This is a genomic window from Shewanella eurypsychrophilus, assembly GCF_007004545.3.
GTDB lineage: Bacteria > Pseudomonadota > Gammaproteobacteria > Enterobacterales > Shewanellaceae > Shewanella > Shewanella eurypsychrophilus.
Genome location: NZ_CP045503.2, coordinates 2,991,119 through 3,011,681 on the forward strand (window position 1 = coordinate 2,991,119; position 20,563 = coordinate 3,011,681).

At 41.6% G+C, this 20,563-nt stretch carries 19 protein-coding genes; 11 read left to right on the forward strand and 8 right to left on the reverse strand.

Features of this window, described 5'->3' with window-relative positions:
• Positions 1-2 precede the first annotated feature (2 nt).
• Positions 3-1,181, reverse strand: a complete 1,179-nt coding sequence (locus tag FM038_RS12630) for a thiamine pyrophosphate-dependent dehydrogenase E1 component subunit alpha (protein WP_142871263.1) — start codon at positions 1,179-1,181, stop codon at positions 3-5.
• A 194-nt stretch (positions 1,182-1,375) separates the two neighbouring features.
• The gene (gene astE / locus FM038_RS12635) at positions 1,376-2,425 is read right to left on the reverse strand and encodes a succinylglutamate desuccinylase (RefSeq protein ID WP_142871264.1); all 1,050 of its coding nucleotides are present in this window, start codon (positions 2,423-2,425) and stop codon (positions 1,376-1,378) included.
• A 309-nt stretch (positions 2,426-2,734) separates the two neighbouring features.
• Between astE and msrA the strand changes: the two genes are divergently transcribed.
• Positions 2,735-3,214 carry a peptide-methionine (S)-S-oxide reductase MsrA gene (gene msrA / locus FM038_RS12640; protein WP_142871265.1) on the forward strand — a complete coding sequence of 160 codons (480 nt, stop codon included), beginning with the start codon at positions 2,735-2,737 and terminating at the stop codon, positions 3,212-3,214.
• 70 nt (positions 3,215-3,284) lie between these two features.
• Here the strand turns inward: msrA and pgm are convergent, their stop codons facing one another.
• Positions 3,285-4,949: a phosphoglucomutase (alpha-D-glucose-1,6-bisphosphate-dependent) gene (gene pgm, locus FM038_RS12645; RefSeq protein ID WP_142871266.1), complete on the reverse strand. Its 1,665-nt coding sequence runs from the start codon at positions 4,947-4,949 to the stop codon at positions 3,285-3,287.
• A 103-nt stretch (positions 4,950-5,052) separates the two neighbouring features.
• Entirely contained in the window at positions 5,053-5,595 is a 543-nt protein-coding gene (gene seqA, locus FM038_RS12650) for a replication initiation negative regulator SeqA (RefSeq protein WP_142871267.1), read from the reverse strand.
• Positions 5,596-5,904: 309 nt separating this feature from the next.
• On the opposite strand from seqA, the gene FM038_RS12655 reads away from it, so the two are divergent.
• The 9 genes from FM038_RS12655 to FM038_RS12695 all read left to right on the forward strand — a co-directional run bounded on the left by FM038_RS12655 (position 5,905) and on the right by FM038_RS12695 (position 13,601).
• Positions 5,905-6,684, forward strand: coding sequence for an alpha/beta fold hydrolase (locus tag FM038_RS12655; protein WP_142871268.1), 780 nt, complete (start codon positions 5,905-5,907; stop codon positions 6,682-6,684).
• Positions 6,685-6,770: 86 nt separating this feature from the next.
• A complete protein-coding gene (locus FM038_RS12660; RefSeq protein WP_142871269.1) occupies positions 6,771-6,992 on the forward strand; it encodes a DUF2788 domain-containing protein in 222 nt (73 codons plus the stop codon).
• An 11-nt stretch (positions 6,993-7,003) separates the two neighbouring features.
• A complete protein-coding gene (ybfE, locus tag FM038_RS12665; protein ID WP_076411368.1) occupies positions 7,004-7,276 on the forward strand; it encodes a LexA regulated protein in 273 nt (90 codons plus the stop codon).
• A gap of 48 nt (positions 7,277-7,324) precedes the next feature.
• Positions 7,325-7,855, forward strand: coding sequence for a flavodoxin FldA (gene fldA, locus FM038_RS12670; RefSeq protein ID WP_142871270.1), 531 nt, complete (start codon positions 7,325-7,327; stop codon positions 7,853-7,855).
• 337 nt (positions 7,856-8,192) lie between these two features.
• Positions 8,193-9,380 (forward strand): elongation factor P maturation arginine rhamnosyltransferase EarP, encoded by a 1,188-nt coding sequence (gene earP / locus FM038_RS12675; RefSeq protein ID WP_142871271.1) that lies wholly within the window; start codon positions 8,193-8,195, stop codon positions 9,378-9,380.
• Positions 9,381-9,427: 47 nt separating this feature from the next.
• Positions 9,428-9,991, forward strand: a complete 564-nt coding sequence (efp, locus tag FM038_RS12680; protein ID WP_142871272.1) for an elongation factor P — start codon at positions 9,428-9,430, stop codon at positions 9,989-9,991.
• Between the two features lie 324 nt (positions 9,992-10,315).
• A complete protein-coding gene (locus FM038_RS12685) occupies positions 10,316-11,530 on the forward strand; it encodes a pyridoxal phosphate-dependent aminotransferase (RefSeq protein ID WP_142871273.1) in 1,215 nt (404 codons plus the stop codon).
• A gap of 115 nt (positions 11,531-11,645) precedes the next feature.
• Entirely contained in the window at positions 11,646-12,233 is a 588-nt protein-coding gene (gene yfbR, locus FM038_RS12690; protein WP_142871274.1) for a 5'-deoxynucleotidase, read from the forward strand.
• Between the two features lie 33 nt (positions 12,234-12,266).
• Positions 12,267-13,601 carry an anti-phage deoxyguanosine triphosphatase gene (locus FM038_RS12695; RefSeq protein WP_142871275.1) on the forward strand — a complete coding sequence of 445 codons (1,335 nt, stop codon included), beginning with the start codon at positions 12,267-12,269 and terminating at the stop codon, positions 13,599-13,601.
• 87 nt (positions 13,602-13,688) lie between these two features.
• Here FM038_RS12695 and FM038_RS12700 read toward each other — a convergent pair whose 3' ends face one another.
• The 4 genes from FM038_RS12700 to FM038_RS12715 all read right to left on the reverse strand — a co-directional run bounded on the left by FM038_RS12700 (position 13,689) and on the right by FM038_RS12715 (position 17,552).
• Positions 13,689-14,069, reverse strand: coding sequence for a response regulator (locus FM038_RS12700; protein ID WP_142871276.1), 381 nt, complete (start codon positions 14,067-14,069; stop codon positions 13,689-13,691).
• A gap of 16 nt (positions 14,070-14,085) precedes the next feature.
• Entirely contained in the window at positions 14,086-15,837 is a 1,752-nt protein-coding gene (locus tag FM038_RS12705) for a sensor histidine kinase (protein WP_185965706.1), read from the reverse strand.
• 13 nt (positions 15,838-15,850) lie between these two features.
• A complete protein-coding gene (locus FM038_RS12710) occupies positions 15,851-16,804 on the reverse strand; it encodes an NHL repeat-containing protein (RefSeq protein ID WP_142871278.1) in 954 nt (317 codons plus the stop codon).
• 115 nt (positions 16,805-16,919) lie between these two features.
• Complete coding sequence (locus FM038_RS12715) at positions 16,920-17,552, reverse strand: YchE family NAAT transporter (RefSeq protein ID WP_142871279.1); 633 nt, start codon at positions 17,550-17,552, stop codon at positions 16,920-16,922.
• A 337-nt stretch (positions 17,553-17,889) separates the two neighbouring features.
• Between FM038_RS12715 and adhE the strand changes: the two genes are divergently transcribed.
• Positions 17,890-20,490, forward strand: a complete 2,601-nt coding sequence (adhE, locus tag FM038_RS12720; protein ID WP_195873008.1) for a bifunctional acetaldehyde-CoA/alcohol dehydrogenase — start codon at positions 17,890-17,892, stop codon at positions 20,488-20,490.
• Positions 20,491-20,563 lie beyond the last annotated feature (73 nt).

Below are 20,563 nucleotides of genomic sequence, written 5' to 3' on the forward strand. Positions count from 1 at the left end.
GCTTAGAGTCTCCCTTTGCTATTTGGATAGGAATCTGGGTATTTCTTGATGTGTTTTTTTAACGACTTTAACTGTTGCTTTAAACGAGGTGTAGGCGTGTCATACACATCTTCAATTAAGGTGTCGAGCATACACAGTGGACGCTTTTCGGCAAGCTTAAGCTCTTTTAGCACTTCTTTACGATATTTATCGTACATTTCAATATCTTGCTTTTCAGTTAACCAACCTTTGTTGATCATCCAAAGCTTGAAACGTTTGACTGGATCATGCTGCTGCCATTTAGCTTCTTCATCTTTTGAGCGATAACCCGATGGGTCATCGGAAGATGAGTGTGCACCGAGGCGATATGTCATTGCTTCGATGAGTACCGGCTTATTATTTTCAACGGCGTAAGCGCGAGCCTGTTGAGTTGCAGCAAGGACCGCAAGCATGTCGTTTCCATCAACACGAATAGTGTGCATGCCATAACCGGGACCACGACTGGCGATACCGTTACCGGCAAACTGCTCAGTCGTCGGAGTAGAAATAGCGTAGCCATTGTTGCGACAGAAAAATATAGTCGGTGAATTCAGCACAGCAGCCATATTTAAGCCTGCATGGAAATCTCCTTCAGATGCAGCACCTTCACCGAAATAACAGATGGCGATATTGCGCTTACCTTGCATCTTAAAACTGTAACCGACACCTGTTGCCTGGGGAATTTGTGTCGCTAGCGGTGATGAAATGGTTTGGTAATTAAGCTCAGCACTGCCGTAATGGATCGGCATCTGTCGGCCTTTACCCAAATCCTCTTCATTACTGAATAATTGATTCATAAACTGTTCAGTAGTGAAACCACGATAGCGAATGGCTGCATGTTCACGATACTGAGCTAAGATAACATCTTCATCGTCTAATGAAGCGGTACTGCCTATGATTGATGCTTCTTCACCGGTGCAGGTCATGTAAAAACTGATCCGGCCCTGTCTTTGTGCCCCAAGCATGCGCTCATCTAGCACACGGGTGAAAACACAAGTATCGTAAATTCGATGAGCGAGTGCTTCATCAATGGCTGGCAGTACTGCTTCTTCGTATACGGTACCGTCTGCTTGCAATACTCTAAGGATGGGGATGTTAACCGATCCCTTATTTAAAAAACTGACGCGGTGGACAGTGTCATTATCGCTTGTTGCGTTGCTCATACTATTCTCTTATCAGCTGAGTGCTTTATTCTGTGTTGATCTCTCTGTCGAGCCGATCAGCATTTGTTGTAATACGCGGGAAGGACATTACGTTAACGTAAACGTGCAAGCAACCGTTCTAAACGGCTTATCAAAAACTAACGATTGCTTAATGCGTATGTTTAGCTTTACAACCCGCTTGGAAAACACGCCAACTAGGCGATGTTATCAGTGCTGGCAGGTTTTAAACATAAAACGGTTCTTTGTCCTACGGGGACTTTGGCATTAGGGAAAACAATAGCCTCGACATCGTGCTCAACCTTGATATCCATGCCTCCCTCTTTTGCTAAAATGTAACCTCTCGGGAATGCGGTGAAGTTCTCAACATCATTGGCAAAGGTAAATTCAAAATCATCGAAGCCTTTATTGATCGCACGGCATACCTGATAAAGGTTAACTTGAGTCTCATCAAATTTATTCAAACCTAGTGGTGCATCGGTAATTAAACGATTTAGCATCTCTTTCAAGGCAATAAATCGAGTCATATCATTTTTGCCGAAGGGTAAGACTTTACCCAACTCGATGGTAAATGCATCGGCTTGATAATTCTTTGAAGAGTAATAACTGAACGTCGTGGTGGGTTCATGATGAAATAACACTGTGTCTATGCCGCAAGCTTCCAGAAACATGATCTGCTCAGCACTGTACTGACGCCCAGGCCGGTATGGGTAGATCGCGAACTTTTCATGTTTAGAGGCACGAATAGCCGTATGAAGATCATAATGGATCCGCTGCATAGGCTTACTTTTAGTGCTGAAAAACGTATCAACATATTGCTCTAATTTCTTAGCGCGGATCCGTTCTGGATTGGTTAACCCTTCGCCAGCCGAGTGGGCACCGTTAAATAGACGATTAAGGTTTTCCTCGATAAAGCGGGTACCATTAATGATGGCTGGCGGATTACCAAATAAGAATAATACTCTTTGTTTTGCAATGATCTTTTCTTGTAAGAGTTCTTTGATCAAGGCATTACAAAGTTCTATCGGCGCGGTTTCATTACCGTGTACAGCACAAGAGAGAACGATATCCTTATGCTCACTCGAACCAGCAGCAATGCTCCTTGGTTCGAACACAATCACACCTGTATCCCATACTTCGACTTGCGTATGTTCACCAATAGAGAAAGTACCACCCTCTTCAAAATACTGTGGGTTGTCTAATGTAAACTTCAAAAAGTCTTGTGACTTGATTAGCGCTTGTAGCACAAAATTCTCCTTAATTATTCTTATTACCTAATGGCACTCTTTCTGGTGCGTATCTGAGTAAGATCCTTTAATTTTTTACGAAAATCTATTAACCAGAATAGTACCACTTAACCTACACGTCAGCTATTTATCAGCTCATCAAATAATATCTTTACGCTTTTTAACTTTCTCTGTTGCATATTATTTTCAGAAAGCTCACAATGAAGACGTCTAGCCATCCAGACGGATATCTAGTAACAATGCATCTGGTAATAGACAAGATTATAAAATTCGTTTTGATAGTAATTTAGTAGTAATAATGAGGTAACTATGGCAATAGCAACATTTGGCGCAGGCTGTTTTTGGGGTGTGGAATATTTTTTTAATCAGATCTCAGGTGTCAAGCAAACTCGTTGCGGCTATATGGGTGGCAATGATGCACTCAAGAGTTACCAAGAGGTTAAAGCTGGTGAAACTGGCCATGCAGAAGTGGTGCAGGTTGAATATGATGAAACGCGAGTATCTTTTGATGCCTTATTGGATATATTTTGGCAGAACCACAATCCAACGACCTTAAATCGTCAAGGTGACGATATAGGCAATCAATATAGAAGTGCAGTTTTTTTTCATAATGAACAACAACAGCTCATTGCAGAACACGCTAAATTACACCTCGCTAACAGTGGTAAGTGGGGAGAAAAACAGATAGTCACTGAGATAGTCCCTGCTCTGGTTTTTAATTGTGCTGAAGAGTACCACCAGAATTATTTACTCAAGAATAATTTACCTAGCTGCCACATAAGCTTTTAATGAAGTACCTAGGATCTAGATCCTAAAACCTAGGCAACTAAGCAACTAAGCAACTAGGTACTTATTCATTTTAGGATAGTATCCTATCTATAATCGATTGAGCCTCATTAATCACTTGCTCAAGATGCTCTTGGCTGATAAAACTTTCGCCGTATATCTTAAACAGTGCTTCAGTACCAGATGGTCGAGCGGCAAACCAAGCATTGTTGGTGACAACTTTTATCCCGCCAATATTAGCCTGATTACCGGGTGCCTTGGTCAACACGCTAAGTATTACCTCGCCAGCAAGAACCTCTGTTCCTAATGTCTCTGAGTTCACTTCTTGCTTAAGCACCTCGGTAAACCTGGCTTTTTTATCTGCTTCTACCGGACTGTCAACACGCTTATAGAAACTCTCACCGTGTAAAGTTACCAGCTCCTGGTATCTTTGAGCCGGACTCTTACCTGTAACAGCCAGTATTTCAGCAGCAAGTAGCGCTAAAATAAATCCGTCTTTATCGGTACACCAAGTCGTACCATCACGGCGTAAAAAGGCGGCGCCAGCGCTCTCTTCGCCACCAAAAGCCAGTGTGGCATTAGCAAGACCATCAACAAACCATTTAAAACCTACCGGCACTTCGCTCATCTGCTTGCCATGTTGCTGGCAGACTTTATCTATCATCGCACTCGATACTAATGTCTTGCCAATAATTAAACTGTCTGACCATTGGGGTCTATGAGTCACTAAATAATCAATGGCGACCGCGAGAAAATGATTAGGATTCATTAAGCCAAAGCCTGGACACACGATCCCATGTCGATCGTAATCGGGATCATTACCGACGCAAAGATCAAATTTATCTTGTTGCTTTAATAGACCCGTCATCGCGTATGGAGAGGAGCAGTCCATTCTAATTTTGCCATCTTTATCAAGAGGCATAAAACTAAAGCTGGGATCGATACTGTTATTCACTAGCGTGATATCCAGTCCATAACGCTCTGCAATGGGTTTCCAATAGTGAATACCAGAGCCTCCTAGTGGGTCTACCCCCATTGAAATTCCGGCATCAGCAATGGCTTTCATATCAACAACAGATGCTAAGTCATCAACATAGGGAGTAATTAAATCTTGAGCATTGACCAATGAAGACTCGATTGCCTGGGCAAACTCAATGCGGTTAACCCCCTGCAGATTGTCTTTGAGATAAGCATTCGCTTTATCTTCAATCAATTTTGTTATCTCACCTTCGGCGGGTCCACCATGAGGAGGATTATATTTAATGCCTCCATCCTGAGGTGGATTATGTGAAGGTGTAACAATCAGACCATCAGCTAGCCCTGTATGACCGTCCTTAGGGGCTTGATTCAACATTATGATGGCGTGTGACACGACTGGTGTAGGGGTGAAACCATCTTCTTTATGAATGATAACGTGAATATCATTGGCCACTAAAACTTCAATAGCACTCACAAATGCCGCTTGAGATAACGCATGTGTATCAATACCCAGAATCAGAGGGCCGCAGATACCAACACTTGTTCTATAGTCGATCACAGCTTGGGTGATAGCCAAGATATGATCTTGATTGAAACTGGCTTTTAACGAGCTTCCACGATGACCTGATGTGCCAAAGCACACTCTCTGTTCATTGATAGATACATCGGGGCTGATGGCAAAGTAATGGCTCATCAACTTGGGAATATTCACCAAATCCTCTTGGTGTGCAATCTGTCCTGCTCGCTCATGAATACTCACACTCGTTTCCTTATATACAAAAATGGTCTACAGATAAAAAAAGCCGAACTCATACAGTGATGATTTCAGCTTAGTCGTATCGTATTACAATTAGTCTAGACGATTACAAATTGTTTGTTATTGTCTCTATTTGGGCTTCTACTGTACCGTACTGTTGTAGGACTTCCGTCAAAATAGTCCTTTTCTTAGCGGTATTATTGTTGGTAGTGACCCAGAAACCACTTGTGCCTATCTCTTTGGGGTTTGCAGACTTGCTTGCTTTAAGCAAAGAGTCTTTTGATGTCGCAAAATAGAGCCTGTCGCGCCCTTGGATCTGCAATACCTGAGAAAACTGTTCTGGCGCTGCACGGTAAACCGCTTCTAAGATAAAGAGGAAACGACCGACGGCGCCTTTCTGCCCTGCTAGCTCATCTTTATTAATACACTCAGATAAATCAGTATTAATGACTACAACGTCTTGAGCTTTAGCTGGCGCTTCAACTGACTCCATACTCGGATGACTGATCGTTTCAGGGGCATAGTGATTAACAGATTCAACATCAAGTCCAAGCAAACGGCGTAGGATATCTGAAGCACTTTCACCAATTCGTTCTGTTTTACCTGCAATATGGCGATACAGCTCTTCATCGACCTCGATATATTTCATGACCTTAATCTTCCTTAAGTGAAATTAATTAATTTACCGTTCGCATTAATCATTTATATAAACCTTCATAAATGGACAGATCCCGATGATTAACGATCTAATGCAAGTGTATGTCATCTATAGCCTTCTAATAAAGTGGCAATAAGCTAAAATTTGCTTAGATCGGCTTTAGAAGCACAAAAGTTTTGATGTTTGCTCAAAAAGCCAGCAAACATTGCTTTGATACCTGAGTATTCTTGTCAAGATATGACCTTTACAGGCACAATTAAGCCACGAGTGACAATATTAAAACGGTTTACGGGACATTCCATGCATTACATCTCTTCTGGCCAAGGATCTGCAGTGATCTTAATTCATGGTCTTTTCGGAAATTTAGATAATTTAAAGGCGCTTGGCAAGAGCCTAGAACTGCAACATCAAGTCATCAGGGTGGATGTACCCAACCATGGACTCAGCCCCCATTGGCAACAGATGGATTACCCACATCTAGCAAGGGCTGTATTAGACCTTATGGATGAGCTGGGTCTACCAGGCGCGCATATCCTAGGTCACTCAATGGGAGGGAAGATAGCGATGGCTACCGCATTAAGTGCTCCCGAAAGAGTATTAAGCTTAATTGCCGCTGATATTGCTCCAGTCAGTTATGACGAAAGACATCAAAAAGTATTCGCAGGTTTAGAAAATATCGACTTAACCCGTCTTTCAAATCGTTCAGAAGCGTTACATCAACTCATTCAAGCAGACATTGATGAAGGGACTGCCCAATTTTTATTAAAAAATCTCAACCGTACTCAACAGGGTTTCACTTGGAAAATGAACCTTAATGGCCTCAAAGAATGCTATGCAGATCTGATCGGTTGGCATAACAATTTGGCTACGGACGCATACTTACAGTATAAAAAACCGACCTTGTTCATTCGTGGAGGCGACTCTGATTACGTCACAGCAGAACACCGTGAAGCCATATTAAAACAATTTCCTCGTGTACAAGCGAAGACGATTGAGGGAGCTGGCCATTGGCTACACGCTCAAAAGCCAACTATTTTCAATCGAATTGTCTGTGATTTTATCAATAAACATAATAAGTAAATCTGCATGTTTAACTTTGAACTTTATAGCGGACATAGTTTAACTATGCTATATTCTCGCCTCTTTTTGGCCTGAGGAAGCGATTTATGTTATCTCAGTATATGGAACAAATTGAAGCAGTAGGTTTAAACCTATTCTTTGCAGCGGTTTTTTTCTTTATCGGTATGGCTATTCATGACGTGCTAAAGCAGGGCAAAGTCCCTAAATTGGGCCGCTATATCGTTTGGTTAGTATTATTCCTCGGTTGTGCCGGGTTTATAGCAAAAGGTGTAATACAGATGTCCTGGGAAGGTACAGGCATAGGTTAAAGACAGATCCAATGGCAAAAGAAACTTCAGACAGAACCACAATCGATCTATTCGCAACAGAAAAGCGTCGCGGTCGTCCTCGTAGTAACCCACTACCTAGAGATCAGCAGCTCAAAATTAATAAGCGAAATCAGATCCAACGCGATAAAGCGAATGGATTAAAACGAATAGAGTTAAAGGTGTCACAAGATTTGTATGACGCCTTGAATGAAAAAGCTTTGGCCAGTAATATCAGCCGCAGCCAATTAATCGAATTAATATTGCAAAAGCAGGTTTCGGCCTAACGCTTTTGTTGACGATAACATTACAGCGAATTAGATAAAGGAAAGACAATGGCAACTGTAGGTCTTTTTTTCGGTAGCGATACAGGTAACACTGAAGCCGTAGCCAAAATGATCCAGAAGAAACTGGGTAAGAAAATGGTTGAGGTGAAAGACATTGCCAAGAGTACCAAAGAGCAGATTCAAGAATATGATCTGCTCATTTTCGGGATCCCAACTTGGTATTACGGTGAAGCTCAATGTGATTGGGATGATTTCTTCCCAGATCTCGAGCAGATTAACTTCGAAGATAAATTGATAGCCATCTTCGGATGTGGTGATCAAGAAGATTATGCTGAATACTTCCTTGATGCCATGGGTATGGTCAACGAAATCGTTGAAGGCCGTGGTGGTATCGTTATTGGTCACTGGCCAGTCGAAAGTTACGATTTCGAAGCGTCTAAAGGCCTGACAGAAGATGAGAAACACTTCGTTGGTCTTGGTATTGATGAAGACAGACAACCTGAATTAACTGAAGAGCGTGTTGACGCTTGGGTTAAACAGATTTATGAAGAGATGTGTCTTGCTGAATTAGGCGATTAATTCTTCTGATTTATGCAAAAGCGGCGACTAGCAATAGCGCCGCTTTTTAATGTCTGGAACATTTATGTCGCTCTTTTTATAAAGAGTACAAGGACGGTCGTTAATGTTCCCGACATTCAAACGACATTTCCTCCATCCGTGGAGGTCATTAAAAACTGACCTAGTGTCTGGACACAGACATGTCCTTCTTATTGTATAGAGTACTGGGATGAGCGTTAATTTCATGCCATGAAGTCTTGATATCTTTCTGCTGTATACTATCGACATCTCCCCTTAGTTAGGGCTCTTACCTGAAATTAGCAGGTACCTTCATTCTTTAACTACGTGAGCTTTCTTTATGACTTTCCCAACTTCTCAATCAGGCTCTCAACAAAAGCAGCAACCTAGCTCGCACTGGGACATATTTTGTACTGTTATCGATAATTACGGTGATATTGGTGTCACATGGCGTCTGGCTAAACAGCTTGCTGACGATTTCAATATCGAGGTTAACCTTTGGGTCGATGACTTACACAGCTTCTCTCATATCTTGCCTAAGCTATGCCCTCAAACTCCAGTGCAATGCCACCAAGGTGTGACGATTATCCATTGGACTCACCCACTACCAATAAACTGGCAGCCTGGTCTGGTACTTATCGAAGCATTCGCCTGTGAATTACCCCAAGCGATTTTAAGCCAGCTAGAACAGATTAACACACCGCCAACTTGGATTAACTTAGAGTACTTAAGTGCAGAATCTTGGATAGATGATTGTCATGGTTTACCGTCTCTACAGAGTAATGCCATTGCAAAACATTTTTTCTTTCCAGGCTTCTCACCCAAAAGTGGTGGACTACTCTGCGAACATCATTTATTAGCAGAGGTAACCCAATGGCAAGCATCAGCAGAAAACCGCGAAAACCTGTTAGCCTCATTGTCAATCGAGGGGGTAAAACAGGATGATACGCTCATTAGCGTCTTCAGTTATGAGTCCCCCGCCCTACAGAGCTTGTGCCAACTATGGCAACAATCAATTAAGCCCGTTCATGCATTGATCCCTATGGGTAGAAGCTTAAATAGCCTGAGTGCATTACTGCCAATAGATAGCTTAGCGCCAGGGATGACATTTACGCTTGGTGCATTAACCATACATATCTTGCCGATGACAGATCAAGATACCTATGACCGCTTACTTTGGAGCTGTGATTTTAATATTGTCCGCGGCGAAGACTCATTTATCAGAGCACAATGGGCAATGCGGCCCTTTATCTGGCATATTTATGCGCAAGAAAATGATATCCATTTGGATAAGCTCAGTGCATTTACACAACGCTATTGCAAGCATCTAGAGCAACAGACAGCGAAAACCTGGACCGCGCTGAATGTCGCTTTTAATCAAGATGATGCAGAATCAACCGCTTCAAAATGGCAGGAAATGGATTATTCAGCTACAGAAATGCAGTCGCATATAAAAAACTGGCCAGTAGACGCAATTAATGACGCAGATTTGGCCACACGACTAGTGCAATTTGTCAAAAAAGGCTAGTATTCTGCGCTGAAACAAATTGTCTGTGAATATTAGGAATTGAATAAATGAAAACAGCTCAGGAAATCCGCGTCGGAAATGTGATCATGGTGGGTAAAGATCCTATGGTCGTTTTAAAAACTGATTTTCACAATTCAGGACGCGGCTCTGCAGTCGTTAAGATGAAGATAAAGAACCTACTTACTGGCTCAGGCACTGAAACTGCATTTAAGGCCGAAGATAAGATTGAAGATATCATCTTAGATCGTTTAGATTGTACCTACTCTTACTATGCTGATCCTATGTATGTATTCATGGATGAAGAGTTCAACCCATACGATGTTGAAGCCGAAAATGTCGGCGATGCACTTAACTATATCGTTGACGGTATGGAAGATATCGTTCAGGTTACTTTCTATGAAGGTAAAGCTATCTCTGTTGAGCTGCCAACAACGGTTGCTCGTGAAGTGGGTTACACAGAGCCATCGGCTCGCGGTGACACTTCAGGTAAAGTCATGAAGCCTGCCACTCTTTTGGGTACCGAGTTCACACTTACCGTTGCAGATTTCGTTAAAACGGGCGATTTTATCGAGATTGATACTCGTACACACGAATTCAAGAAACGCGTATAGCCTCTCATTCTACTTTGTAAAAAATGTATGTATGAATAAGTGAGCTCAATATGTGATTAAAGCCAGCATTTCAATGCTGGCTTTTTTATTGCCCCAATAATCGCCGCAGCATATAGCACCACAAAATTAGCAACAAGAAGAATTAAACACTAACAAGGTATAGTTTAATGTTAACGATTGAATTTTATCACTGCATCTGTTTTGTCTATTTTCCCCATTTAAGACTGAAATGACTTCTCAACTTCCCCTTAATTAGTTATTGTCCATAGACTTTATGCGGTTTTCGTTTTTCACACTGCTATTACGAAATTTAGAGGTTAGAGAGTGCGACCAATAATCAAGTCAAATAAGCTAGATAGTGTCTGTTATGACATCAGAGGCCCGGTACACAAGGAAGCACGACGCCTTGAAGATGAAGGCCATCGTATCCTAAAGCTCAATATTGGCAATCCCGCACCGTTTGGTTTTGAAGCACCAGAAGAGATTGTTCGAGATGTGATCCTCAATTTACCGAGCGCTCAAGGCTACTGCGAGTCTAAAGGACTTTTCTCTGCCCGTAAGGCCATAGTGCAGCATTATCAATCACAAGGGATTTTTGGTGTCGATATAGAAGACATCTACATAGGTAATGGTGTTTCAGAACTGATTGTCATGGCAATGCAAGGCCTACTAAATGCGGGTGATGAAGTATTAATCCCCTCACCTGATTACCCATTATGGACTGCGGCGGTTCATCTCTCTGGTGGCCATGCGCAACACTACCGTTGTGATGAAGAAGCTGACTGGTTTCCGGATCTGGATGATATCAGATCTAAAATAACCCCAAGAACTCGCGGATTGGTGCTGATAAACCCTAACAACCCTACGGGGGCGGTTTATTCAAAAGAGCTATTAATTGAAGCCGTCGAATTGTGTAGACAACACGATCTGATCTTGTTCGCCGATGAGATATACGACAAAATTCTCTATGACGAAGCCCAGCATATCCCTGCAGCAAGCTTATCTGATGACATTCTCACCGTAACCTTCAATGGTTTATCCAAGTCATACCGTGCAGCTGGCTTTAGGGTAGGTTGGATGATGTTATCAGGGAACTTAAAAGCGGCTAAAAGTTACATTGAAGGCCTAGATATGCTCGCATCGATGCGCTTATGCTCGAATGTGCCAAATCAGCATGCCATTCAAACGGCATTAGGCGGTTATCAAAGCATCAATGAATTACTCATTGATGATGGCCGCTTAAAGGTTCAACGTGATACCTGTGTCGAGCTGCTCAATCAGATCCCTGGCATCAGTGTTAAATGCCCTAAAGGGGCCATGTATGCGTTTCCTAAGCTAGATGCCAAGAAGTTTAACATTCGGGATGATGAACGCTTGGTATTAGACCTGCTCAAAGAGAAGAAAATCTTACTTGTTCATGGCACGGCATTTAACTGGCCAGAACCGGATCATTTACGGGTGGTTTTTTTGCCTCATAAAGAAGATCTCGAAAAAGCGTTAATCGAGTTCGGTGAATTTATGGATGGTTATCGCCAGTAAAATTTAAACGTTAATTGACTAAAAAAGCAACCGTCGTGGTTGCTTTGTCTTTTCTAACTGCCTGCTTGTGCTAATGTAAGCTGATGTCGGCAATAGAATAAGTGGTTAATATTTAATGAGTCATCTCTTCGCTCACCTAGCTCGCATGAAATTAATTCAACGCTGGCCATTAATGTACAATGTCCGCAGTGAAAATGTGCAAGAACATTCCTTACAAGTCGCTATGGTTGCGCACAGCCTAGCCATCATCAGTAATCGGAAATTTGGTACATCACTTTCACCAGACAGAGCCGCGACAGTCGCTATTTTTCACGATGCCAGTGAGATAATTACTGGTGATCTACCGACACCGGTAAAGTACTTCAATAAAGAGATAGAAGCTGAATACAAAAAAATTGAAGCCATTGCCGAACAAAGACTACTTGAGATGGTGCCTGATGAGTTTAAGCAAGACTATCAAAGCTTGTTAGTCAGCGAGCATTCCGACATGACTTATAAAGCCCTAGTTAAATCGGCTGATACTATTTGTGCCTATTTAAAATGTCTCGAGGAACACGGCGCGGGTAACAGTGAGTTTAATACTGCTAGAAAACGTTTAGAGCTAGCCTTACATGAAAACCCCGATCCAGCAGTGAATTACTTTATTGAATGTTACGTCCCCAGCTTCAAGTTAAACCTAGATGATATTAACCAGCTGCTCTAATTTTTGACAGTCTTAATAAGACTAAGGACTACAATGACTGATCCACTATGGCATGCTAGGCGCTTAACAGAAGACAAAAAACGTAGAAATGATCACCGTAGCCCGTATCAGAGAGATAGGGCTAGAATTTTACATTCCGCCGCCTTCAGACGTTTACAAGCAAAAACTCAGGTCTTAGGGGTGGGGATGAATGACTTTTACCGCACCCGTTTAACCCATTCATTAGAAGTATCCCAAATCGGCACTGGCATTCGAGCTCAACTTAAACAGAAACAGCCTCAGCTCGATCACTTGTTTGACTCTATGAGTTTAATAGAGTCAATTTGTTTGGCCCATGACATAGGCCACCCCCCGTTTGGCCACGGAGGTGAAGTCGCGCTTAACTATATGATGCGCAACCACGGCGGTTTTGAAGGTAATGGACAAACGTTTAGGATTTTGACGGGTCTTGAACCCTATACCGAATTTTTTGGTATGAATCTTTGTCGAAGAACCTTGCTGGGGATTCTAAAATATCCAGGCCTACACTCACAGCTTTACCAAGCCTCAAACACAGCAGAAGTTCAAAATATTAGGCAACTTAAGCCATCACAATGGCCACCAGTAAAAGGGATCTTTGATGATGACATCGAGATATTAGATTGGGTATTGCAGCCGCTATCCCTTGCTGATAAAAAGCGTTTTCTGTCTTTTCATGCCATTGATGGTCAGCAACACAAACGAACCAAGTATAAATCTTTAGATTGCTCAATTATGGAGCTTGCCGATGATATTGCTTATGCCGTTCACGACTTAGAAGACGCCATTGTCATGGGTATAGTCAACCCTGTGCAGTGGCAAACAGATGTTGCAGATAAACTTGTGAACAGCAAAGATAATTGGATACGTGATGAGTTTTGTTCTATCGGCACTAAATTATTTTCTAACAAACACCACCTTAGAAAAGATGCGATAGGCACATTAGTCAATGGGTTTGTCACAGCCATAGACATTCAACAAGATACCGAATTTGAAGAAGAGTTATTGAGGTACAACGCGGGATTAGATGACAACTTTTCTGCGGCGCTAGAGGTCCTAAAGCAGTTCGTGTTCAAATATGTGATTAGAAAGCCTGAGATTCAAATGTTGGAATATAAAGGACAACAAATAGTCATGGAGCTGTTCGAAGCCTTTGAATCTGATCCTGAGCGCCTACTGCCCAACAATACCCAGGAACGCTGGCGTGACAGTCGTGAAAAAGGCTTAAACAGCCATAGGATCATATCTGATTATATTTCAGGAATGACAGATGAGTTTGCCGCAAGGTTACATCAGCACCTATTTAGCCCTAACGCTGGCTCAATGATAGAGTTTAACAAAGAGCTTTGATAAATTGGTTAACAGTTGGGCTTGTTTAGTGCTCTACTCTCTCTAAGAGACTCACCTTTTAGGGTTTGATAGTCATAGATATATTGCCTAGCGATTGGCTACTAATAACGCTTTTACTTTATTGGTTAACTCTACGATACTCAGAGGCTTCTCGAAGATTGCATCGGCACCTAAGGTCTCTGCTAGCATCAAATAATTATTACCACCGACCCGCCCTCCACCTGACATTGCAATAATGGGCAATTGAGGTTTTTCTTGCTTAAGGCGGGTTATAATTTCTATCCCCTCAACATCTGGCATCACCATATCTGTGATAACCAGATCAACAGAACGAGATTCAATTAAGTTAAATATCTGGCTCGATTCATTACATAAGCTAATTTGTTCACCATCAAGTAAGAGTGAAATTGAATCCTTTAATGCTTCACAAAAATCTTCGTCATCATCAATAATAAGGATATTTGACATTGGCTTCTCCGATTAATCAAGCATAAGCAATGACTTGAGGTAGGTTTATGGAAAATGTGCTACCTCTACCTTCCTCACTTCTACAGGCAATAGAGCCTGCATGGTCTTCAATAATCCCATAGCAGATAGAAAGTCCAAGCCCAGTACCTCTCCCTACTGGCTTAGTGGTAAAAAACGGCTGAAATATTTTATTTTTCAAATCCATAGGGATCCCATTTCCAGTATCAGATATTTCAATAACAATACGTTCTGCACGCGTAAATACGCTTATTGAGATCACTTTATGGAACAGATGTGACTCATCCAATGAGGTTAATTCTACGATGGCATCTTTCGCATTATTGAGTATATTGGTGAACACTTGCAGCAGCTGAATCTGGTTGCATAAAATCAGCTGTTCTTCGGCCTTAATGCTGATATCTAACGCTATAGAGTGAAGCTTTAGTTCTGGGCTAATAAGGATCAAAGATTGATCGATTAACCAATCGACCGCTACCGTCTCTTTTTCATCATTATTATCGCGACTAAACATCTTCAGGTGAGTAATTATTTTGCTGATCCGTTCAATCTGAATTAAGTTTTTTCTCAACATGGTGTTAACTTTCGTTGAGTTATCCTGCAGTAAAAGCAGCATGCTGTCGGTGTACAGTCTAATTACACCTAAGGGCTGATTGATTTCATGAGCGATACCCGCAGACATTTCACCTATTGAAGATAACTTAGCCGATTGCTCTAGGTGTTGATTCGACTTGGTCAATTCTTCATGCATAGACTGCAACTCAAGATTACGTTGGCTGAGTTCATACTGAGTCTTAAGTACTCGTCCATTGGCACGTTTCAAATCTGTATATAAAATTTCAATGGCCGATTTCTTTTCAGCTTCTGTTTCACGTGCACTATCGACTGTTCGCATCATAGCCAAAAATTGCTTTGCGAGTTGACCTACCTCATCTTTAGATTGGATCAGACTGAGTTTTTCCAGTTGTTTTTTGTAAAGGTCCTCTTGGTCTTGGTCTTGGTCTTGGTCTTGGTCTTGGTCTTTAGATTCTTCAATCACATAACGGCTAATCACTTCATCGCTAATCATTTTTATTTCATTAATTGGAAAGATAAGTTGCCTAGCGACTATTGAATGAATGCCATAAATAAGTATAAGGGTAAATAAAACTTCAAATAGAAAAATGATAGAGAAGATTAACTTTATACGATCATTTTCTTTTAGCAATGATGCCACCAGCTCTGACTTACCATAGAGTGCTCCCTCTGAAAACTCCCTGATCTGATTAGAGGAAATCATAATGTTGCGCTGAAAAGAAAGACTCGAGTCTCCTAATTGCTTGCTAAACGATAATCCTATGACCTGAACCAATTGCTCTCTCATTAACTCTAGGACAGGTTCAATCTCCTCAGATAAAGACTCATCGTTAATAAAATTATGCCTTTGAGCGATTTGTTTGAATTCAACCAAAGAGGACTGAAAATCTTCAGCTTTTGCTAACAAGAAAGCATCATAATCATGGTTTTCAAAAATCAATAGTTGACTCAATCCTTCATTGACATGAGATAGGTTACTTTCTAGCTTAAATAGAATATTTTTCTGCACGATCACATCAACAATGAGTGAATTTCTAATTCTTAGCTCATTAATAAATATATAGACACTTAAGGCAATAATTAAAACGCTTGTGATATAAACTGCGCTGGGTAAAGCGTATTTTTTTGCTATAGGTAAATCAGCCAAGCTGTAACGTTTTATAAATTTACGCATCTGATTTCCTAAGTCATCTGACATCAAAGACTTGGACTCTATGATTTGCCGTATCCGCAACATAGAGTAAGCCATTTAAGCCTATGGTTATGCCATGTATATTGCCAAACTCCCCAGGAGACCTCCCGCTTTTACCAAACATATATAGAAATTCACCACGACTATTAAATTTCTGAATTCTATTGTTGCCAATCTCTGCAACATAAACATTGTCATATTGATCTATCGCGATACCACTGGGTTTTCTAAATTGGCCAGCTTCATTACCCTCACTTCCCCAAAGAAATATGAAATCACCATATTGATCAAATACCTGAACTCTATGATTACCAAGATCAGCGACATAGAGTAATCCTTTACTATTATGCTTAACCGCCTCTGGTCGCTTCAATTGGCCTGGCTCAAAGCCTTTATTGGCAAAGGTGTATTTAAAGTGCCCTTCTTTATTAAAAACGCTGATCCGACTGTTTCCTGCTTCGGGAACGTACAAAAGACCATTCTGATGAAATGTCATAAATTCTGTTTCTTGGGTTTTTCCTTCAGCATTGCCATAGCCACTGTAGGTTAATAGGAGTTGATGTGCTGCTGAATACTTATTAATGAGACCAGTGAGGTAATCCGCTACGTGGATATTGCCATCTTCATCTATGGCAATACCTTCTGGTTTTCGTAAGCTCTCGCTGGTTTTAGAGTGACCAAAAGAGGAGATATACGTACCGTCCGGTTTGAACTTCTGTACATTGGCATTAAGTGCATCGGTTATATAGAGATCACCATATTGATCGACTGCAAAGTCTTCTATATATCGAAATTGACCAGCCGAAGAACCTTCATCACCAAAGGTAAAGAGTAATTCGACATTTCTCTCTCCTCCAGTACAAGCGGATTGACTGAGTAGCAAGACCAACAAAATATGGCAATTGAGATTCTGGTACGAGAGTCGGCATACAGGCATGAGTTCTTCCATGATTATTTATCATCCTTTAAAAATCATAGTACAAATCCGGGGCATGCGACGTTGATCAAAAAAAATGCCAGACAAATAAATGTCTAGCATAAGTAATAGTAATTCAGTGCTCTAATTAATTTAATAAGTTTGGAAACAGGCCTTTAAATCCAGCAACAATAACTTCAATCCCTATCGATAACATGAGCAGTCCCATCAAGCGGGTGATCACGTTAATGCCGGTCTTGCCGAGTACTTTGAAAATTATCGGTGCAGATCTGAATAATAAAAAGCTGATGACCCCAAATAAAATCACGGTGAGAGACATTCCGACATGATTAATAAAGGTGTCATTCTCAGCTGCAGATACGATCACAGAGCTAATTGCACCCGGTCCAGCCATTAACGGCAGTGCCAATGGCACAACAGCAACAGATTCCATCCCTGATGCCTCTCTGTCTTCCTCTTTGTTACGCTTAACCTCACCTAATTTACCTTGAAGCATAGACATGGCTATGATGGCGATAAGTGATCCACCGGCAATTCTAAAGGCCGATAGTGAAATACTAAACATATTCAAAATATGTTGACCCGCAAAAATCGTCACTAATAAGATAACCACGACGGCAAAGTTAGCGACTTTACCCGTTTGATTACGGTCAAACTCAGTTTGGTGACTGGTTAAACTCACAAAAACAGGTAGTAAGCCAATTGGGTTTATGATTGCAACTAACCCTAAGAAAAACTTAACATAAAGAGTGAAATCCAATTACATATCCTCGAGATCGAAATAGTATGATTAACATATAGTGCTTAGACACAGATGTCATAGGCTTTGTATAAAGATCGCTACTTTACCTGATGATTTCATCGGGTAAAAATGAGTTTTTTTATAAATATGCCCTAGTTCGCATAAGTTTTTTTATCTCATTCACACTGAATGTTCATCAAACACTCAAACAAGTCGTTAACAATGTAATTTAATTACAGATGACGACGAATTTGTGCTAAAGATCACAGTTAATAAGCGGGTTTAGGTGTAATTTTTCTCCAAGGAGAGAATTTAGCCAAAACGATTTTTGCTAAATTTTTTCAAGGAACTCAATATGACCGTTACTAATGAACAAGAACTAGACCTTCTTGTACAACGAGTCGCAGATGCGCAGGCTCAATTTTCTGAATTTAGTCAGGAGCAAGTAGATAAAATCTTCAGAGCTGCGGCACTCGCAGCCGCTGATGCACGAATTGTTTTAGCCAAAATGGCAGCATCCGAAACAGGTATGGGCGTCGTTGAAGATAAAGTGATCAAGAATCATTTTGCATCTGAGTATATCTACAACAAATACAAAGACGACAAAACCTGTGGGATCATCAATGAAGACCCCACGTTTGGTACTATTACGATAGCTGAGCCTGTCGGGATAATCTGTGGCATCGTACCAACCACAAACCCAACATCCACCGCGATATTCAAAGCATTAATCAGTCTTAAAACTCGAAATGGTATTATCTTCTCTCCACATCCTAGGGCAAAAGAGTCTACGACCACTGCAGCCAGAATTGTATTAGAAGCAGCCATTAAAGCCGGAGCACCGAAAGATATCATTGGCTGGATCGATCAGCCCAGTGTTGCGTTGTCAAATCAGTTGATGAAGCATGACAAGATTAACCTTATCTTAGCTACCGGCGGACCGGGAATGGTAAAGGCAGCCTACTCCTCTGGAAAGCCAGCCATTGGTGTGGGTGCGGGTAATACACCTATCGTGATTGATGAGACAGCCGATATTAAACGTGCCGTTAGCTCAATTCTTATGTCCAAAACATTCGACAACGGTGTCGTCTGCGCATCTGAGCAAGCTGTTATCGTTGTTGACGAAATCTATGACACAGTTAAAGAGCGTTTCATCTCGCATGGCGGCTACATATTAAGTGCCGATGAAGCTGCCGCAATGCAGAATGTGATCTTAAAAAATGGCGGTTTAAATGCTGATATTGTCGGTCAAAGTGCTGTCACTATTGCCGCAATGGCTGGTATCGAAGTGCCACGCCGGACCAAGGTGCTCATCGGCGAAGCCAGTGATATATCGGATGCTGAAGCCTTTGCTCATGAAAAACTCTCACCTTTGTTAGGTATGTACCGTGCCAGTGACTTCGCCCAGGCAATGGATAAAGCCGAAGCTCTGGTTACTTTGGGCGGCATTGGTCATACATCCGGCCTTTATACCGATCAAGACACACAGACTGACCGAATAAAAGCATTCGGCTTCAGAATGAAAACAGCACGTATATTGATCAACACCCCAGCTTCACAGGGTGGGATTGGCGACTTGTACAACTTTAAGCTCGCTCCCTCTTTAACTTTAGGTTGCGGCTCTTGGGGGGGGAACTCTATTTCTGAAAATGTTGGACCAAGTCATCTTATCAATAAGAAAATGGTCGCTAAGAGAGCTGAGAATATGTTGTGGCATAAACTTCCATCGTCTATCTATTTCCGCCGCGGTTGCCTACCTATCGCACTTGAAGAGCTCAGTGATAAAAAACGAGCGCTGATCGTTACTGATAAATATCTGTTTAACAATGGTTATTGTGATGAAACAATTAGTATTCTTAAAGCACAGGGATTAGAAACTGAAGTATTTTACGAAGTCGAAGCCGATCCCACACTGGCCATTGTTAACCAAGGTGCCAAAATGGCGCAAAGTTTTCAACCTGATGTGATCATCGCACTTGGCGGTGGCTCCCCGATGGATGCAGCAAAAATCATCTGGGTCATGTATGAACATCCTGATGTAGATTTTGCCGATCTAGCGCTTAGATTTATGGACATTCGTAAACGTATCTATAAATTTCCTAAGCTAGGGGTAAAAGCACAAATGGTGGCCATTCCGACCACTTCCGGTACAGGCTCAGAAGTCACACCTTTTGCTGTTGTGACTGATGAAAAAACAGGAATGAAATATCCCATTGCCGATTATCAACTCACCCCCAACATGGCCATTGTTGATCCAAATCTAGTGATGAATATGCCAAAATCGTTAACGGCATTTGGCGGTATTGATGCTATCACTCACGCCTTAGAAGCTTATGTCAGTATCATGGCGAATGAATACAGTGATGGCCAGGCGCTACAGGCATTAGATCTTCTGTTTAAGCATTTACCTGATGCCTATACACAAGGTGCTGATGCCCCTGTTGCCCGTGAAAAGGTACACAACGGTTCAACGATTGCAGGAATCGCGTTTGCTAATGCTTTCTTGGGTGTGTGTCATTCGATGGCGCATAAGTTGGGTGCTGAATTTCACCTTGCACATGGCTTAGCTAATGCACTGCTTATCAGCAATGTCATACGCTTCAATGCGACAGATATGCCGACGAAACAGGCTGCATTTAGTCAGTATGATCGCCCTAAGGCCCTATGTCGTTATGCAAAAATTGCCGACTACCTCAATTTAAATGGAACCAGTGATGAAGAGAAAGTTGAAGCTTTGCTTGAAAAAATCGATCAGCTCAAGAAGACGATTGGCATTCCGGCTTCAATCCAAGAAGCAGGAGTCAATGAAGCAGACTTCTTAGCGAAAGTAGATGAACTCGCCGAAGATGCGTTCGATGACCAATGTACCGGTGCCAACCCTAGGTATCCACTGATTGCCGAGCTTAAACAGGTGTTGTTAGATAGTTTCTATGGCAGAAACTACTCAGATAATTAAATAACTCTTTAATAACAGCAAAACAAAAAGCCAGTTGAAGTCTTATGCTTCAACTGGCTTTTATTCTTATACC

Bases quoted from the DNA above. Each gene is read 5' to 3' on its own strand.
- FM038_RS12630 (WP_142871263.1), bottom strand. From the start codon at position 1,181: ATGAGCAACGCAACAAGCGATAATGACACTGTCCACCGCGTCAGTTTT.
- msrA (WP_142871265.1), top strand. From the start codon at position 2,735: ATGGCAATAGCAACATTTGGCGCAGGCTGTTTTTGGGGTGTGGAATAT.
- seqA (WP_142871267.1), bottom strand. From the start codon at position 5,595: ATGAAATATATCGAGGTCGATGAAGAGCTGTATCGCCATATTGCAGGT.
- FM038_RS12655 (WP_142871268.1), top strand. From the start codon at position 5,905: ATGCATTACATCTCTTCTGGCCAAGGATCTGCAGTGATCTTAATTCAT.
- FM038_RS12660 (WP_142871269.1), top strand. From the start codon at position 6,771: ATGTTATCTCAGTATATGGAACAAATTGAAGCAGTAGGTTTAAACCTA.
- ybfE (WP_076411368.1), top strand. From the start codon at position 7,004: ATGGCAAAAGAAACTTCAGACAGAACCACAATCGATCTATTCGCAACA.
- fldA (WP_142871270.1), top strand. From the start codon at position 7,325: ATGGCAACTGTAGGTCTTTTTTTCGGTAGCGATACAGGTAACACTGAA.
- earP (WP_142871271.1), top strand. From the start codon at position 8,193: ATGACTTTCCCAACTTCTCAATCAGGCTCTCAACAAAAGCAGCAACCT.
- efp (WP_142871272.1), top strand. From the start codon at position 9,428: ATGAAAACAGCTCAGGAAATCCGCGTCGGAAATGTGATCATGGTGGGT.
- yfbR (WP_142871274.1), top strand. From the start codon at position 11,646: ATGAGTCATCTCTTCGCTCACCTAGCTCGCATGAAATTAATTCAACGC.
- FM038_RS12695 (WP_142871275.1), top strand. From the start codon at position 12,267: ATGACTGATCCACTATGGCATGCTAGGCGCTTAACAGAAGACAAAAAA.
- FM038_RS12700 (WP_142871276.1), bottom strand. From the start codon at position 14,069: ATGTCAAATATCCTTATTATTGATGATGACGAAGATTTTTGTGAAGCA.
- FM038_RS12705 (WP_185965706.1), bottom strand. From the start codon at position 15,837: ATGCGTAAATTTATAAAACGTTACAGCTTGGCTGATTTACCTATAGCA.
- FM038_RS12710 (WP_142871278.1), bottom strand. From the start codon at position 16,804: ATGGAAGAACTCATGCCTGTATGCCGACTCTCGTACCAGAATCTCAAT.
- adhE (WP_195873008.1), top strand. From the start codon at position 17,890: ATGACCGTTACTAATGAACAAGAACTAGACCTTCTTGTACAACGAGTC.